Genomic DNA, 16,268 nt, shown 5'->3' with positions numbered 1-16,268 from the left:
TCACCTACGCTCGTGGGGGACCCAGACAGAATGAGATTCGGGACTGCCATGACGCACAGCGTGGTGATCATCGGGAGCGGGTTCGGCGGGATCGGGATGGCGATCCGGCTGCGGCAGGCCGGCGTCCGCGACGTGGTGATCCTGGAGAAGGCCGCCGACCTCGGCGGGACCTGGCGCGACAACACCTACCCGGGCGCGGCCTGCGACGTCCCGTCCCACCTGTACTCGTTCTCGTTCGAACGCAGGACCGACTGGTCGCGCCGCTTCCCGCCGCAGGCGGAGATCCTGGACTACCTGCGGCACTGCGCCCGCGAGCACGGCGTCCTCGACCGGATCCGGTTCGGCGCCGAGGTGACCGAGGCGCGGTTCGACGAGGACGCGGCGCTCTGGCGGATCTCCACCACGACCGGGGACCTCGCCGCGCGGGTGCTGGTCTCGGCGTGCGGGCAGCTCAACCGGCCCGAGCTGCCGCCGATCGAGGGCCGCGAGTCGTTCACCGGACCGGCCTTCCACTCCTCCCGCTGGGACCACGGCGCCGACCTGCGGGGCAGGCGCGTCGCGATGATCGGGACGGGCGCGAGCGCGATCCAGATCGTCCCGGAGATCGCCCGGGAGGCGGCGGAACTGCTGCTGTTCCAGCGGTCCGCGCCGTACGTGATCGACAAACCGGACCGGCCGTACCGGGCCTGGGAGCGGGCCGCGCTGCGGGCCGTGCCGGGGCTGTACGCGCTGAGCCGCGCCCGGATCTACGCGCTGTTCGAGGCCCGCGCGCTCGGCTTCATCCGGTACCCGCGGCTGATGGGGCTCATGGAGCGCGGCTTCCGCCGCCGCCTGGCCGAGCAGGTCGCCGACCCCGCGCTGCGCGCCGAACTCGTCCCCGGCTACCGGATGGGGTGCAAGCGGATCCTGCTGTCCGACGACTACTATCCGGCGCTGAGCAGGCCGAACGTCCACCTGATCACCGACCCGATCGAGCGCGTCACCCCGACCGGGATCCGGACCGCGCGCGGCGCGCACGAGGCCGACGTCATCGTGTACGCGACCGGGTTCCGCTCCACCGAGTTCCTGTCCCCCATGAAGATCGTCGGACGGGACGGCCGGGAGCTGAACGAGGCGTGGCGGGACGGCGCGCAGGCCCACCTCGGCATCACCGTCAGCGGCTTCCCCAACCTGTTCCTGCTGTACGGGCCCTACACCAACCTCGGGCACAACTCGATCATCTACATGCTGGAGTCGCAGTTCCGGTACGTCCTCGGATGCGTGGAGGCGCTGCGCGGCGCGGGCCTGGCCTGGATCGACGTGAGGCCCGACGTGCAGGACGCGTTCACCCGGGAGATGCGGGAGCGGATGCGCTCGACCGTCTGGGAGGCGGGCTGCCGGAGCTGGTACATGACGGAGGGCGGGAAGGTCGTCAACAACTGGCCGGGCTACACCTTCGCCTACCGCCGCGCGACCCGCCGCCCCGACCCGCGGCACTTCCGCGCGCGGCGTGCCGCCGCCCGGTAGGGAACGCGCCCTAGGCTCGGGGCCATGCCGACCGCCTTCATCACCGGCGCGACCGCGGGGATCGGTGCCGCCTTCGCCCGCCGCCTCGCCTCCGACGGGTTCGACCTGGTCCTGCTGGCCCGCGACGCCGAACGGCTGGAGCGGACCGCCGCCGAGCTGCGCGCGGCCTACGGCGTGCGCGCCGAGGCGCTGCCCGCCGACCTGTCCACCGAGGAGGGCCTGGCCGCGGCCGAGGAGCGCGTCGGCAAGGACGTCGACCTGCTGGTCAACAACGCCGGATTCGGCAACAGGGGCGTGTTCCTGGACGTCCCGGTGTCCGACGAGCTGACCATGCTGCGCGTGCACTGCGAGGCCGTCCTGCGCCTCACGCACGCCGCCCTCCCGGGGATGCTGGCGCGCGGCCGGGGCGGCGTCGTCAACGTCTCGTCGGTCGCGGCGTTCGCCACGCGCGGCACCTACGGGGCGTCCAAGGCGTGGGTCGTGAACTTCAGCCAGGGCGTCGCCGCCGACATCCGGAGACGGTCGCGGGGCCGCGTCCGGGTGATGGCACTGTGCCCCGGTTTCGTGCACACCGAGTTCCACGACCGCGCCCAGATGGACATGTCAGACGTCCCCGACTTCATGTGGCTGGACAAGGACGACGTCGTGGCCGCCGCCCTGCGCGACCTGCGCCGCGGCGTGCAGGTCAGCGTCCCGGGAGCGCAGTACAAGGCCGTCGTCGGGATCACCCGGCTGCTGCCCCGGGGCCTCGTCTCCCGCCTGTCGTCCACCCGCGGCCGTCACTACGATTGATCATGTAGTCAGGGGTCACGGCCTTGTCACGGGCGGTGCGAGAGGGCATCGTGGCAGGGCGAGTCGCTTCGAGGCGCGCCGGACGACTCTTCCCGCCCCCGTCCGCCGAAGGGTCTTTCCCGATGGGTCACGACCTGGGCTACGCCGCCCTCGCCCTGCTCGCCACCACCGTCTACTACATCGCCTTCCTCGTCTTCCGCGTCTCCGCGCGCCGGATGGAGCCGCTGCGGGGCAGCCGCCCGTTCCGCGTCGCCCGGCTCATGCTGACCGACCCCGTCTGGCTGGGCGGCGGCCTGCTGCTGTTCCTCGGCCTCGGCTACGAGGTCGTCGCGTTCTCCGCGGTGCCGCTCGCCGTCGCGCAGCCCGTCTTCGCCCTCGGCCTGGTGCTCCTCGTCGCCTTCGCGGCCGGGGTCCTCGGCGAGCGGCTGAGCCTGCGCGAATGGGCGAGCGTCGCGCTGTTCGTCCTCGCCACCGGGCTGATCGGCCTGTCGGCCACGACCGAGGGCGAACCGCGCGCCGACGCCACCCTCGCCGGGACCCTCGCCCGGCCCTGGACGATGCTCGCCGTCTGCGCCCCCGCGGTGATCGTCGCGGCCCTGGTCTGGCTGGTCGGCGACCGCCGCGCGGGCGGCCGGCACGCCCGCAGGCTCGCCGGGGTCGCCTACGGGATCGGCGCCGGGGCCTGCGCCGGGCTGGCCGAGGCCGGCATCCGCGGCATCTCGCTCGTCTACCAGGACACCGGCAGCGCGCGGGCGGTCCTGGAGTCCCCCTACCCGTACCTGACGATCGGCCTCGCCGCGATCGCGCTCGGGCAGCTCCAGGTCGCGCTGCAGCGCTGCCGGATCGCGATCGTCGCCGTCGTGCTCACCGTCATCGGCCGGACCTACCTCGTCCTCAGCAGCACCGTCCTGTTCGACGAGCAGTGGCCGCGCGACACCGCGCCGTTCGCGCTCCGGGCGGGCGGCTTCGCGCTCGCGCTGGCCGCGCTGGCGCTGTTCCCCCGCTACGAGGACCCTGCCGCGCAGACGCAGCGGGCCGCCGCCGGCAAACGCGTGCGCGCCGCCCCCTGATCGCCTACAGTGCGGCCATGGCCCTGCCCTCCCGCCGGTCCCTCGGTCTCGCGCTGCTCGGAGCCTGCCTCGGGCTCGCGCCGCTCGCCGCCACCGCCGCCCCCGCCGACGCCGTCGTGGGCGGCGCCCCGGCGCCCGCCGCCCGGTACCCGTGGATGGCCGCCGTCGGCTCCCCGATCTTCTTCGTCCGTCCGGCCGGGCAGTTCTGCGGCGGCGTCCTGGTGAAGCCCGATCGGCTGCTCACCGCCGGCCACTGCGTGTCGATGTTCCGCCGGGTCCCCGGCGTCCTCACCGCCACCTTCGGCCGGGACGACCTGGCCGGCCGCGGCGGGGAGACGGTCGCGGTGAAGTCCGTGCGCATGCACCCGAAGTACCGCGAGACGACCTTCAAGGACGAGACCGTCAGCCACCACGACCTCGCCGTCCTGACGCTCGCGCGCCGCGTGAACCGCCCGCCCGCGCCCCTCGGCGCCCCCGGCTCCGCCCGCACCGCAGAGATCGCCGGGTGGGGCTTCACCTCCGAGAACGACCTGTTCAACACCCGCCTCCGGGCCGCCGCCGTCCCGCTCCCCGGCGACGCGGCGTGCCGGCGCGCCTACGGCGACTCCTTCGACCCGTCCGACATGCTGTGCGCCGGATCCGCGAAGGCCGACTCGTGCCAGTTCGACAGCGGCGGCCCGCTGATCGCCGGCGGGCGCGTCGCCGCGCTCGTCTCCTGGGGCTACGGCTGCGGCAAGCCCGGCTACCCCGGCGTCTACGCCAGGCTCACCTCCCTGCCCTGACCCCGCGCCGCCCCGCCCCGGGCGCAGCGCGGAACGTTCCTACCCGCGCGGACGGATAAACTCGCCCGCGTGTCCGAGCCCAAGTTCGAAGTCCAGATGCTGCACGACCGCGTCATGATCAAGTCCGAGAAGGACAGCGGCGAGCGCCGCAGCACCGGCGGCATCGTCATTCCCGCGACGGTCGAGCAGCAGAACCGCCTGGTATGGGGAGAGGTCTGCGGGGTCGGCCACCACGTGCGGATCGTCAAGCCCGGCGACCGCGTCCTCTTCCACCCCGCCGACCAGTACGAGGTCGAGATCCAGGGCGAGAACTACCTGATCATGCGCGAGCGCGACCTGCACGCCATCGCCAGCGAACGCCCAGAACACGGCACTGGGCTCTATCTATAGCCTTTTTCTCCTCCTTCGGGCCTGGCGGCCCTCCATCGTCGAAAAACGCGGGCGATCGCTGGCATCGCTCCGGCTCGCCTTGCGGCTCGCTGCGCGATCAGATTCTTGCTTCGCTCGAATCTGCCTTCGGACGCGATCGCAGCCCCCCAGGTTGTCGCGTGGTCCTGTGGTGGCTGAGGTCGTCGCAGTAGTGGGTGCTGGTCTGCGGTATGGGGGCTCCGGACTTCGTCTGGTGTTGGGCGGCCAGTGCCCGCTGGGCGGGCGTGACAGGCCCTATCGCGCTTCCGTCGTCGTCCAGCCTGCTGAGACGCTTTGCTCCGGCTCGAAATCTGCGCCAGGCCTGCCAGGCGGCCGCACGTGCTCCGGAGATCTCGCCGCATGGCGGTCAGTGCCGGGTGCGGTGCTTCTCGGAGCCTGCAGCCGCCTGGAAATGGGCCTCTGCCCGGCGGAGTGACGGGTCAGTGCGCGGCCTCGAACTTCTGGAGCACATCGGCGGGAATGCGCCCGCGGTCGTTGACGGGGATTCCCGCCGACCTCGCCCACCGGCGGATCTCGGCGCTGCGCTCGCGGCTGCCCGCCGTGCGCGTGGCGCTCCTCGCCGCGGTGCGGCGCGCCTTGCGGGCGTGCTCCCGGTAAGGCTCGATGACCTTGCGCAGTTTGGCGGCGTTCTTCTTGTTCAGGTCGATCTCATAGGACCGGCCGTCCAGCGAGAACGACACGGTTTCCACCGCCTCCCCGCCGCTGATGTCGTCGACCAGGCGAACCTTGACCTGCTGCGCCATGAATTGCCTTCCCCCTCGTTCACTGACGAATGACGGTCCCGTCTTCATACTAGGCCGCCGGGGAACAGGCCAGGTCATCGCAACCGCGCCGCCACGGCCTCGTCCGGGCGAGGCACCGCCCCCATGTTCCGGTATAAAGGCAGCAGACCGGCGCGGACACGATGCTTCTGCAATTCGGACCCTGTCTTGGCAATTTCTTGTGCCCAGGGTGTCGATTGCAGTGCACTTCTCGGTCGGGCTCTCAGGGGGTGACCGGGAAGTTGCCGCGGAAGGTGTCGCGCGGGTCGTGGTGGGCCTTGACGCGGCGGAGGCGGTCCAGCGCCTCGGGGGCGAAGGCGTTCGCGGCGGTCTCCTCGGGGTTGAGGAACGTGAAGGGCTTGCGTCCGCTGGCGGGCAGGAGGCCGGCGAGCGCCTCCTGCTTCGCGGCGACCGCGTCGGCGGTCGCCGGATCGGCCGGGATGCCGAACATGTACAGCGCGTAGGGCTCGGTGAGCGGCCCGTGCGGGCTGTCGGAGGGACGGGTGAACGCGCCTTCCAGATGCCGGATCTGCACGCTCAGCAGCGGCGCGATGGGATCGGCCAGCAGCGCCTTGACCGCGCGGTCGTCCAGCTCCGTGAGCAGTTCGGCCCGTGAGCGGCCGGCGCCGGGGTCGGTGGGCTCGGCCGTGATGGCGCCCAGCTCGGAGACCGGCATGGTCGCCCTGCCGTCGGACAGGGGACGTGCGAGCCGGTCCAGGGGGCGCAGCAGGTCGCGCGCCTCGTCCGCGGGGCCGAGGTGGGTGACGTCCACCGCGACCATCGGGTCGGCGCCGGGGAAGTGCAGCAGGTCCAGCCAGACGGTCAGCTCGTCCGGGGCGGCGGCGGTGATCTGCCGGTAGGCGTCCATCACCTCGGGCGCGTGCACGGCCGGCCACAGCATCCGGCCGCCGTACAGGTGCGGCGCCGGGTGCAGCGCCAGGTCGAGGGACGTCACGACGGCGAGGCCGCCGCCCCCGCCGCGCAGCGCCCAGAACAGGTCGGCGTCGGTGTCCGCGGTGACGCGCCGGCGGCGGCCGTCGCCGTCCACGACCTCGAAGGCGGTGACGCTGTCGGCGACCCACCCGTGGGCGCGCCCGAACCAGCTCAGCCCGCCGCCGAGGGCGACCCCGGCGACGCTGACCACGGGAGAGCTCCCCGGCAGCCCGGTCAGGCCGTGCGGCGCGACCGCCGCCTGGAGCCGCCCCGAGGCGACGCCCGCGCCCACCCGGGCCCGGCGTGCCGCGGGGTCGATCTCCAGGCCGTCCAGCCGCCGGGTGCGCAGGAGGATCGCGCCCTCGGTGCGGCCGGTGGCGCCGTGGCCGTTGGGCTGCGTGGCGATCGCCGTCCCGGCGGAACGGGCGTACCGGACGAGCGCGGCGACGTCGTCGGCGTCGGCGGCCTCGACCACGGCCTCCACCGGCTGCTCCACGGCGAGGTTCCAGGGACGCCGCGCGGCGTCGAATCCGGCGTCGCCGGGCAGCAGGACCCGACCGCGGACAGCGGCGCGCAAGTCGTTCATCATTTCCTCCGAATCAGCAGGTCATCAAGCCCTACACCGAAATCTAGGAGGAGAAGAGACCGGAGATAGGGTGCAATCCCATGGCAGAAAACTGGGTCAATCTGGCAGAGCGGATCGGGGCCGACCTCCACCTCGACCTGCCCGGCGGCGGGCGGCGGGCGGCGCTGACCCGCGCGCTGCGCGCGGCGGTCCGCTCCGGGCGGCTGGCCCCCGGCACCCGGCTGCCGCCCTACCGTTCGCTGGCCGCCGACCTGGGCCTCGCCCGCAACACCGTCGCCGACGCCTACGCCGAACTCGTCGCCGAGGGATGGCTGACCGCCCGCCAGGGCTCCGGGACGAAGGTGGCGCTCGGCGCGCAGCCCCAGGCCCGGCCCGCCGCCCGTCCCCTCGGACCCCGCCCGTCCGAACCGGCGCACGACCTGCGGCAGGGCCAGCCGGACGCCTCGTCGTTCCCGCGCGCCGCCTGGCTGGCGTCGGCGCGCCGGGCGGTCACCGCGGCGCCGAACGAGGCCTTCGCCCCCGGCGACCCGCGCGGACGCCCCGAGCTGCGCCGCGCGCTGGCCGCCTACCTGGCCCGCACCCGCGGCGTGCGGACCGACGCCGACCACATCGTGGTCTGCTCCGGATTCGCCCACGCCCTGCGCCTGCTGTTCGGCGGCGGGGTGCTGCCCGGGCCGCTGGCGGTCGAGGGGTACGGCCTCCCCTTCCACCGGGCCCTGCTCGACCAGACCGGCACGCGCACCCGTCCGCTCACCGTCGACGGCGACGGAGCCCGGGTCGACGAGCTTTCCGAAGCCGAGCGCACCGTCCTCCTGACACCCGCGCACCAGTTCCCCACAGGCGGCCCGCTGCATTCGCGCAGACGCACGGCGGTGGTGGAATGGGCCGCCGCGTCGGACGGGCTCATCATCGAGGACGACTACGACGGCGAGTTCCGCTACGACCGCCAACCCGTCGGCGCGGTGCAGGGCCTGGCCCCCGACCGGGTCGTGTACGTCGGCTCCGTCAGCAAGAGCCTGTCCCCCGCCGTCCGGCTCGGCTGGATGGTCCTGCCCGACCGCCTGGTGGACGGCGTCCTCACGGCCAAGGGCGAGCGCGAAGCGTGGGCGAGCGTCCTCGACCAGCTGGCCCTGGCCGACTTCCTCGACTCCGGCTCCTATGACCGCCACGTCCGCCGGATGCGCCAGAGGTACCGCGCCCGCCGCGACCGCTTCGTCACCGCCCTGGCCGAGCACGCGCCCCACGTCCACGCGACGGGCATCGCCGCCGGTCTGCACGCCGTCCTGCGCCTGCCGTCCGGCACCGAGCCCGGCGCTCTGGCGTCCGCGACCCGCGCGGGAGTGGCGGTCGACGCCCTGTCGGCGTTCCGCCACCCCGGCGCCCGCCTTCCGCCCCAGGACGGCCTGGTGGTGGGCTACGCGACGCCTCCGGACCACGCCTTCGAGTCGGCGCTGCAAGCGCTCGTGCGCGTCCTCGCGGTCAGCCGCCGAAGAGGGGGAGGATCGCCCTGACCGTCTCCACCACGCCGTAGATCAGCGGGATGCCGACGACGGACCAGGAGACGGCGAGGCGCGCCGCCGCCCTGTCAGGGGGGCTCTCGTCCGGCGTTGACTCCATGGTGCTCCTCCTTCGCTCTCAGGTGGCCGGGCTGGGGTCGGTCACGGGGGCCTCGGCGTCCGCCACGTGGTGCCGCTCCGCCACCGGGCGGATGAGCAGGTTCGCGGCGAAGCCGACCGCGAGGACCCCGACCATCGTGAACAGGGCGGGCCGGTAGTCGGCGGCCGCCAGGGCGCCCGGTTCGCCGCGGGCGTCCAGGAACCGGTTCACGATCAGCGGCCCGGCGATGCCCGCCGCCGACCACGCGGTCAGCAGCCGGCCGTGGACGGCGCCGACCTGGTAGGTGCCGAACAGGTCCCGCAGGTACGCCGGGACGGTGGCGAACCCGCCGCCGTAGAAGGAGATGATCAGTGCGGCGAGGGCGACGAAGAACGCCGTCGAGGCGTCCCCGAAGAGCGCCAGCAGCACGTAGGCGGCCATGCCGGCGCCGAGGTAGCCGACGTAGACCGGTTTGCGGCCGAGGTAGTCCGAGGTCGAGGACCAGACGAACCGCCCGGCCATGTTGAAGATCGACAGCAGTCCGACGAACCCGGCCGCCTCGGTCGCCGACACCGAGGTCGAGCCGCCGGAGCGGAAGAAGTCGCCGATCATCGGCCCGGCCTGCTCCAGGATCCCGATCCCGGCGGTGACGTTGCAGAACAGCACCGTCCAGAGCAGCCAGAACTGCGGCGTCCTGATCGCCGACGCCGCCGAGACGCCGCGCGGAGCGCCGGCCCGTTCCGTCGTGGAGGCGGCCCCGGCGGGCCGCCATCCCGGCGGCGGCACCCGCACGGTGAACACCCCGAGCATCATCACCAGGAAGTATCCGGCGCCCAGCGTGACGAACAGCAGGGCGACGGCGGCGCCGGACGCGGGGTCGCCGCCCGGGTCGTAGAGCGACAGCAGCCGCCGCGACAGCGGCGAGGCGACCAGCGCGCCCCCGCCGAAGCCCATGATGGCCATGCCGGTCGCCAGGCCCGGCCGGTCCGGGAACCATCTGATCAGGGTCGACACGGGCGAGATGTAGCCGATGCCGAGGCCGATGCCGCCGATGACGCCGTAGCCGAGATAGACCAGCCAGAGCTGCCCGGCGGCGATGCCGAGCGCCCCGACCAGGAACCCCGACGCCCAGAAGCAGGCGGCGGTGAACATCGCCCGCCGCGGCCCGACGCGGTCGACCCACGTGCCCATGACCGCCGCGGACGCGCCGAGCATCACGATCGCGATGGAGAAGACGACGCCGACCGCGGTGAGGCTGGCGTCGAAGTGCTCGACGAGCGCCGTCTTGTAGACGCTGGTGGCGTAGGCCTGCCCGATGCACAGGTGCACGGCGAGCGCGGCGGGTGGAATCAGCCAGCGGTTGTAGCCCGGTTCCGCGACGGTGTGCCGCAGGTCGAGGAAGGAGAGCGCCACAGCGGGCCTCCGGTTCGGGAGCGTATCCGGACAGGTGATGCGCCCCCGACACCGACGACCATAAACACAAACGTGCTACATGAAAACCCCTCCACACCACCGACCTGTCGACCATGGTGCCGGGGGCGTCGGCCTTCCGCGGGCCTCAAGCGGGTGGCCCCGTGTGAAATCATGAGCGCATGTCCGAGCCGGTCAGCCCGCGCCCCCGCGGCCCCGGGAGGCCGGGGTACGACCAGGCCACGGTTTTGCGGCGGGCCATCGAGCTCTTCAATCGGAAGGGCTACGAGGGGACCAGCATGGGGGACCTCGCTGAGGAGCTCGGGTTCAGCAAGTCGGCGATCTACCACCATGTGCCGGGCAAGACGCATCTGCTCGCGCTGGCCCTGGACGAGGCGCTCGACGAGTTGACGGCGGTGATCCGCGAGGCGCAGGACGAGTCGGCGGGCAGCGCGTACGAGCGGCTGCGGTCGGTGGTGCGGGAGAGCGTGCGGGTGCTGGTGGCGCACCAGCCGGCGGTGACGCTGCTGCTGCGGGTGCGGGGGAACAGCGAGGTGGAGCTGGCGGCGCTCCAGCGGCGGCGGTGGATCGACGCGCGGCTGGCGGAGCTGGTGCGCGCGGCGGCCGCGGAGGGGGCGGTGCGCGCGGACGTGCCGCCGGAGCTGGTGAGCCGGCTCCTGTTCGGGATGGTCAACTCGCTGGTCGAGTGGTACCGGCCGGGCGGCGAGGTGAGCGCCGACGACCTGTCGGACGCCATCACCGCAATCGCGTTCGACGGGCTGGCCGCGCCGCCGTCCTGACGGGGTCAGGCGTCGAAGTCGACGGTGACGGCGGCGCTGACGGGGTGGGACTGGCAGGTGAGCACGAACCCGGCCTCGACCTCGGCGGGCTCCAGGGCGTAGTTGCGGACCATGTCGACCTCGCCTTCGGTGACGCGGGCGCGGCAGGTGCCGCAGACCCCTCCCTTGCAGGCGAACGGGAGGTCGGCGCGGGTGGCCTGGGCGGCGTCCAGGATGCGCTGGTCGCGCGGCATCGGCGCGGTGCTCGACCGGCCGTCCAGCACGACGGTGACCTCGCTGGTCTCGCCGGTGGCGGCCGGGGCGTCGCGCCGCACCTCGGGGGGCGGCTCGTCGACGTAGAACAGCTCGACGTGCACCTTCTCGCGCGGGACGCCGAACTCGGCGAGGACGTCGCGGGCGCCGGTGACCATGGGCAGCGGGCCGCACAGCCAGACGTGGTCGACGTCGTCGACGGGCGTCACGGCGCCCAGCAGGCGGCGCAGGCGGTCGGCGTCGAGGCGGCCGGAGAACAGCTCGACGTCGCGGGGCTCGCGGCTCAGCACGTGGACGAGCTGGAACCGGGGGCCGTAGCGGTTCTTGAGGTCGCCGAGCTCCTCGGCGAACATCACGGTCCCGCTGGTGCGGTTGCCGTACAGCAGCCGCACCTCGGTGCCCGGGTTGGCGAGCACGGTGGCGGCGATGGAGATCATCGGGGTGATGCCGGAGCCCGCCGCGATCAGCAGGTGCCGTCCGGGCTCGGCGGGGTCGGCGCGCAGGCTGCCGGACGGGACCTGGACGTCGATCTCGGTGCCGGGGCGGACCTCCCGCACGAGCCAGGAGGAGAACATCCCGTCGGGGATCTCCCGGACGCCGATCCGGGGCCGGGCGCCCGCGGGGGCGCAGATCGAGTACGACCGGCGGTGCTCCCGCCCGTCGATCACCCGGCGCAGGGTGAGGCTCTGGCCGGCCGCGAACGCGTAGTCGCCGGCGAGCTCGGGCGGGACGTCGAACGTCACCGCGGCCGAGTCGTCGGTCAGCCGGTCGACCGCGGCGACCTTCAACGGGTGGAACGTCGCTGGCGCCACCGCTAGATCTCCTTCACGTGCTCGAACGGCTCAAGGCAGCCGGTGCAGCGGTACAGCGCCTTGCAGGAGGTGGAGCCGAACTCCGAGGTCAGCTCGACCGAGGCCGATCCGCACCGCGGGCAGCGCAGCCTCCGGCGGGTCGGTGTCAGGGTGAGCGCGACGGGCCCGGAGGGCGCCGGGGCCGGGCCGGGCGGCGAGATCCCCGCGGCGGCGAGGGCGGCCCGGCCCCGCTCGCTGATCCAGTCGCTGGACCAGGGCGGGGACAGCTCGATCTCGACGCGCACCTCGGCGTACCCGGCGTCGGTGAGCCGGTGGACGAGGTCGTCGCGCATCGTGGCGAGCGCGGGGCAGCCCGAGTAGGTCGGGGTGATCGCCACGGTGACGGCGGAGCCGTGCTCCTCGACGCGGCGCAGCACGCCGAGGTCCTCCAGGGTCAGCATCGGCATCTCCGGGTCCCGGACGGACGCGGCGACGGCGCGGGCGGTTCCGGTCACGGCGGTCACCACCGTCCCAGGGGGTGGGCGCGGGCGACGACCTGCATCTCGGCCAGCATCCGGCTCAGCGCCTCGGTGTGGACGCCGTCGCGTCCGGCGCGCCCGCCGAGCATCCCCGTCTGCGGCACCTCGGGCCGCTCGACGCCGCTCGCGGTGAAGACCTGCGCGAGCACGGCGTCGGCGTCGCCGGCGGTGGCGGCGGGGTCCGCGGCGACGCCCGCCTCGGCCAGCGCCCGCTCGACCGGGTGGGTGCGGAACAGTTCGTCGTGGTGGCGCCAGACCTCGTCGAGCCCGGCGAGGACGCGGCGGCGCGACTCCTCGGTGCCCTGGGCGAGGGTGAGGAACCACCGGCCGGCGAAGTCGCGGTGGTAGGCCAGCTCCTTGGCGCCCTTGGCCGCGACGGCGGCGAGGACGGCGTCGCGGCTGCCGGTGAGGCGCTCGAACAGGGCCAGCCGGGCGGTCGCGAACACCAGGACGCGGGCCATGGTGTGCCCGAAGTCGCCGTTCGGCAGCTCGGCGAGGCGCACGTTGCGGTAGGCGCCGGCGTCGCGGAAGAACGCCAGCGCGTCCTCGGCCGGGACGGGTGACCCCTCCGGGAGCGCCGGGACGACCGACGGGTCGGCGGTGGCGGCGCGGGCGAGCAGCAGCCGCGCCTGGCCGAGCAGGTCCAGCGCGATGTTGGCGAGGGCGATGTCCTCTTCGAGGTCGGGGGCGTTGCCGCACCACTCGGAGAGCCGGTGCGACAGGACGAGGGCGTCGTCGCCGAGCATCAGGCAGTACGTCGCGAGCGCGTGCGGGTCGACGCCGTCGGGGACGGTCGTGTCGACGCCGGCCAGCGGGTCCTCGAAGTCGGTCCCGAAGGCCCACTGGGAGCTGTCGCCGTCCAGGAGCCCGTCGTAGACCGAGCCGTGCTGACTTTCCATGGCGGCCTTCACATGTGCGGGACGTTCTCGGGGATCTCGTAGAACGTCGGGTGCCGGTAGACCTTGTCGCCGCTGGGGGCGAACAGCGGGTCCTTCTCGTCCGGGCTGGAGGCGGTGATGGCGTCCGACCGCACCACCCAGATGCTGACGCCCTCGTTGCGGCGCGTGTACACGTCGCGCGCGTGCCGGACGGCCATCTCGTCGTCGGGGGCGTGCAGCGACCCGACGTGCACGTGGTTGAGGCCGCGCTTGCCGCGCACGAACACCTCGTAGAGCGGCCACTCGCTCATGTCCCGGCTCCTTCCTCGCTCCGGGCCGCCTGCTTGCGCGCGAAGGCGGTCGCGGCCTCGCGGACCCAGGCGCCGTCCTCGTGGGCCCGGCGGCGGTGCGCCAGCCGCTGGGCGTTGCAGGGCCCCTCGCCCTTGATCACGGCAGAGAGCTCCGACCAGTCGGGCTCGCCGAAGTCGTGGGCCTGGCGCTCCTCGTTCCACCGCAGGTCGGGGTCGGGGAGCGTGACACCCAGGGCCTCGGCCTGCGGGACGGTCATGTCGACGAAGCGCTGGCGCAGCTCGTCGTTGCTGTTGCGCTTGATGCCCCACGCCATGGACCGCTCGGAGTTCGGCGAGTTCGCGTCGGGCGGGCCGAACATCATCAGCGAGGGCCACCAGAACCGGTCCACCGACTCCTGCACCATCCGCCGCTGCTCGTCGGTGCCGCGCATCATCGTCATCAGCAGCTCGTAGCCCTGCCGCTGGTGGAAGGACTCCTCCTTGCAGATGCGGATCATCGCGCGGCCGTAGGGGCCGTAGGACGTCCGGCACAGCGGCACCTGGTTGCAGATCGCCGCGCCGTCCACCAGCCATCCGATCGTGCCGACGTCGGCGTAGGAGAGCGTGGGGTAGTTGAAGATCGAGGAGTACTTCTGCCGGCCGGTGAGCAGCATCTCGGTCAGCTCTGCGCGGGAGACGCCGAGGGTCTCGCACGCCGAGTACAGGTACAGGCCGTGCCCGGCCTCGTCCTGGACCTTGGCCAGCAGGATCGACTTGCGGCGCAGGGAGGGGGCGCGGGTGATCCAGTTGCCCTCCGGCTGCATCCCGATGATCTCCGAGTGCGCGTGCTGGGCGATCTGCCGGACCAGCGTCCGCCGGTAGGCGTCGGGCATCCAGTCGCGCGGCTCGATCCGGTCGTTGCGCGCGATCGTCGCCTCGAACTGCTCGGCGGGCGCCGGCTGGGGCGCGGCCTGCGGCGTCGTCATGGGCTCCTCCCGCTGGGGACCCGGCTGGACTCGGCCTATTAACTGACCGATCGGTCTGTATTCAGACTGACACAGGCCGCGCGAGCGTGCAAGAAGGGCGGCGCACCCACCCCGCGGCGCGACCGGGAGCTCAGTCGTCCCAGGCCTCCCACTGCGCTCCCCTGCCCCGCGCCTCGTCGAAGACCAGCCAGGTGCGGGTCGCCCGGACGCCGGGGATGTCCTGGATCTGCTCCAGCACCACGTGCCGGAGCGCCTCGTTGTCCGGGGCCCTGACCAGGGCCAGGACGTCGTAGTCGCCGCCGACCATCGCGAAGTGCTCGACGTAGGGGGTGTCCTGGAGCCGGGCGGAGACCGAGCGCCAGGAGTTCTGCTCGATCGTGACCGAGACGTAGGCGCTGGTGCCGAGGCCGGCCTTGTGCGGGGCGAGCTCGGCGGTGAAGCCGGTGATGACGCCCTCGTCCAGCAGCCGGGTGAGCCGCGCGTAGGCGTTGGCGCGCGAGACGTGCACGCGCTCGGCCAGCGCCCGCACCGAGAGCCGGCCGTCGCGCAGCAGCTCGGCGATGATCGCGCGGTCCACGGCGTCCAGCCGCGCGGCAGAACGTCCGGGCCGGACGCCCTCCGCGCTCACGTCGGATGACATTTGGTGCCCCCATAGCCACTGAACGAGCCATTTGTCGCTCATTGTGCCCCATGTCTTGAGCAGATCGTCGACCGAGCGGACGATCGAACCGACAACCGTCCACAGGAAGGGAGCGCGCCATGTCCGTGCGGACACCTCATCAGGAGGTCGAGGGCCTCCTCCCCTCCGCCGTCCCGGTGCGCTTCGTCGCCGAGGACGGGACGGACGCCGGGACGCCGGCCGGATACCGCGCCCCGGAGGACGGGACGCTGGTCGAGGCCTACCGCCGGATGGTGCTCGGCCGCCGGTTCGACCGGCAGGCGACCGCGCTGACCAAGCAGGGCCGGCTGGCCGTCTACCCGTCCAGCCGCGGGCAGGAGGCCTGCCAGATCGCCGGGGTGCTCGCGCTGCGCGAGGACGACTGGCTGTTCCCCACCTACCGCGACTCGGTGGCGCTGGTCGCCCGCGGCATGGACCCCGTCGAGGTGCTCACGCTGCTGCGCGGCGGCTGGCACTGCGGCTACGACCCGGCGGCCGCCCGCGTCGCGCCCCAGTGCACGCCGCTGGCCACCCAGACGATCCACGCCGTGGGCATGGCCGACGCCCTGCGCCGCAAGGGCGAGGACGGCGTGGTGATGGCGTTCGTCGGCGACGGCGGGACCAGCGAGGGCGACTTCCACGAGGCGCTCAACTACGCCGGTGTCCTGCGCGCGCCCGTGGTCTTCTTCGTCCAGAACAACAAGTACGCGATCTCGGTGCCGCTGGCCAAGCAGACCGCCGCGCCCGCCCTGGCCTACAAGGGGGTCGGCTACGGCGTCCGGTCCGAGCAGGTCGACGGCAACGACCTCGTCGCGGTGCTGTCGGTCCTGACCGCCGCCGTCGAGCACGCCCGCTCCGGAGGCGGCCCGTTCCTGGTCGAGGCGCACACCTACCGCATGGACTCCCACACCAACGCCGACGACGCCTCCCGGTACCGCGAGGACGAGGAGGTCGCGCGGTGGGAGGCGGCCGACCCCCTCGCGCGGCTGGAGACCCACCTGCGCGGGCGGGGCCTGCTCTCGGAGGAGGACGTCGCGTCGGCCCGGGAGGCCGCCGAGGAGTACGCGGCGCGCCTGCGCGACCGGATGGCCGCCGACCCGGAGGCCGACCCGTTCGAGCTGTTCGACCACGTCTTCGCCGAACCCACGCCCCAGCTGCGCGAGCAGCGCGCCCTGCTGGCGTCCGAGATGCTCCCCGGGGAGGACTGAC

At 73.4% G+C, this 16,268-nt stretch carries 18 protein-coding genes; 8 read left to right on the top strand and 10 right to left on the bottom strand.

All coding sequences use genetic code 11. The features are described from left to right. Positions 1-48 precede the first annotated feature (48 nt). From AB0C87_RS14570 to AB0C87_RS14550, 5 genes are all read left to right on the top strand, one after another. A complete protein-coding gene (locus tag AB0C87_RS14570) occupies positions 49-1,506 on the top strand; it encodes an NAD(P)/FAD-dependent oxidoreductase (RefSeq protein WP_360577797.1) in 1,458 nt (485 codons plus the stop codon). 24 nt (positions 1,507-1,530) lie between these two features. Then, the gene (locus AB0C87_RS14565; protein WP_345182253.1) at positions 1,531-2,298 is read left to right on the top strand and encodes an SDR family oxidoreductase; all 768 of its coding nucleotides are present in this window, start codon (positions 1,531-1,533) and stop codon (positions 2,296-2,298) included. A gap of 122 nt (positions 2,299-2,420) precedes the next feature. Continuing rightward, complete coding sequence (locus AB0C87_RS14560) at positions 2,421-3,368, top strand: DMT family transporter (RefSeq protein ID WP_345182251.1); 948 nt, start codon at positions 2,421-2,423, stop codon at positions 3,366-3,368. Positions 3,369-3,385: 17 nt separating this feature from the next. Then, a complete protein-coding gene (locus AB0C87_RS14555; protein ID WP_360577795.1) occupies positions 3,386-4,150 on the top strand; it encodes a serine protease in 765 nt (254 codons plus the stop codon). A 69-nt stretch (positions 4,151-4,219) separates the two neighbouring features. After that, a complete protein-coding gene (locus AB0C87_RS14550; protein WP_345182246.1) occupies positions 4,220-4,540 on the top strand; it encodes a co-chaperone GroES in 321 nt (106 codons plus the stop codon). Positions 4,541-4,998: 458 nt separating this feature from the next. Here AB0C87_RS14550 and AB0C87_RS14545 read toward each other — a convergent pair whose 3' ends face one another. Next, positions 4,999-5,322: an Lsr2 family protein gene (locus AB0C87_RS14545; protein WP_345182244.1), complete on the bottom strand. Its 324-nt coding sequence runs from the start codon at positions 5,320-5,322 to the stop codon at positions 4,999-5,001. A 241-nt stretch (positions 5,323-5,563) separates the two neighbouring features. Next, the gene (locus AB0C87_RS14540) at positions 5,564-6,859 is read right to left on the bottom strand and encodes an FAD-dependent oxidoreductase (RefSeq protein WP_360577793.1); all 1,296 of its coding nucleotides are present in this window, start codon (positions 6,857-6,859) and stop codon (positions 5,564-5,566) included. Between the two features lie 80 nt (positions 6,860-6,939). Between AB0C87_RS14540 and AB0C87_RS14535 the strand changes: the two genes are divergently transcribed. Next, on the top strand, positions 6,940-8,370 hold the full coding sequence (locus tag AB0C87_RS14535) for a PLP-dependent aminotransferase family protein (protein ID WP_360577791.1): 1,431 nt from the start codon (positions 6,940-6,942) through the stop codon (positions 8,368-8,370). Here AB0C87_RS14535 and AB0C87_RS14530 read toward each other — a convergent pair. Beyond that, entirely contained in the window at positions 8,339-8,476 is a 138-nt protein-coding gene (locus tag AB0C87_RS14530; protein WP_353835215.1) for a hypothetical protein, read from the bottom strand. The genes AB0C87_RS14535 and AB0C87_RS14530 overlap by 32 nt on opposite strands. 18 nt (positions 8,477-8,494) lie before the next feature. Next, positions 8,495-9,868, bottom strand: a complete 1,374-nt coding sequence (locus AB0C87_RS14525; protein WP_360577789.1) for an OFA family MFS transporter — start codon at positions 9,866-9,868, stop codon at positions 8,495-8,497. Between the two features lie 179 nt (positions 9,869-10,047). On the opposite strand from AB0C87_RS14525, the gene AB0C87_RS14520 reads away from it, so the two are divergent. Continuing rightward, the gene (locus AB0C87_RS14520) at positions 10,048-10,665 is read left to right on the top strand and encodes a TetR/AcrR family transcriptional regulator (protein WP_345182234.1); all 618 of its coding nucleotides are present in this window, start codon (positions 10,048-10,050) and stop codon (positions 10,663-10,665) included. A 5-nt stretch (positions 10,666-10,670) separates the two neighbouring features. Here AB0C87_RS14520 and paaE read toward each other — a convergent pair whose 3' ends face one another. The 6 genes from paaE to AB0C87_RS14490 all read right to left on the bottom strand — a co-directional run bounded on the left by paaE (position 10,671) and on the right by AB0C87_RS14490 (position 15,041). After that, complete coding sequence (gene paaE, locus AB0C87_RS14515; protein ID WP_345182231.1) at positions 10,671-11,729, bottom strand: 1,2-phenylacetyl-CoA epoxidase subunit PaaE; 1,059 nt, start codon at positions 11,727-11,729, stop codon at positions 10,671-10,673. Positions 11,730-11,731: 2 nt separating this feature from the next. Continuing rightward, positions 11,732-12,223 carry a 1,2-phenylacetyl-CoA epoxidase subunit PaaD gene (paaD, locus tag AB0C87_RS14510; RefSeq protein WP_345182229.1) on the bottom strand — a complete coding sequence of 164 codons (492 nt, stop codon included), beginning with the start codon at positions 12,221-12,223 and terminating at the stop codon, positions 11,732-11,734. 5 nt (positions 12,224-12,228) lie between these two features. Continuing rightward, positions 12,229-13,146, bottom strand: coding sequence for a 1,2-phenylacetyl-CoA epoxidase subunit PaaC (gene paaC / locus AB0C87_RS14505; RefSeq protein ID WP_360577787.1), 918 nt, complete (start codon positions 13,144-13,146; stop codon positions 12,229-12,231). 8 nt (positions 13,147-13,154) lie between these two features. After that, entirely contained in the window at positions 13,155-13,436 is a 282-nt protein-coding gene (paaB, locus tag AB0C87_RS14500; RefSeq protein ID WP_089315753.1) for a 1,2-phenylacetyl-CoA epoxidase subunit PaaB, read from the bottom strand. After that, positions 13,433-14,401: a 1,2-phenylacetyl-CoA epoxidase subunit PaaA gene (gene paaA, locus AB0C87_RS14495; RefSeq protein ID WP_345182222.1), complete on the bottom strand. Its 969-nt coding sequence runs from the start codon at positions 14,399-14,401 to the stop codon at positions 13,433-13,435. Before paaA ends, paaB begins: the two co-directional genes overlap by 4 nt. 130 nt (positions 14,402-14,531) lie before the next feature. Next, the gene (locus AB0C87_RS14490; protein WP_360577785.1) at positions 14,532-15,041 is read right to left on the bottom strand and encodes an Lrp/AsnC family transcriptional regulator; all 510 of its coding nucleotides are present in this window, start codon (positions 15,039-15,041) and stop codon (positions 14,532-14,534) included. A 119-nt stretch (positions 15,042-15,160) separates the two neighbouring features. On the opposite strand from AB0C87_RS14490, the gene pdhA reads away from it, so the two are divergent. Then, positions 15,161-16,267, top strand: coding sequence for a pyruvate dehydrogenase (acetyl-transferring) E1 component subunit alpha (gene pdhA / locus AB0C87_RS14485; RefSeq protein WP_345182217.1), 1,107 nt, complete (start codon positions 15,161-15,163; stop codon positions 16,265-16,267). Position 16,268: the final 1 nt, after the last annotated feature.

The sequence above is a fragment of the Actinomadura sp. NPDC048021 genome (assembly GCF_040653135.1).
Classification (GTDB): Bacteria; Actinomycetota; Actinomycetes; order Streptosporangiales; family Streptosporangiaceae; genus Spirillospora; species Spirillospora verrucosospora.
The sequence above is the reverse complement of the archived record's forward strand: the minus strand, read 5'-3'. Positions and strand labels throughout refer to the sequence as shown.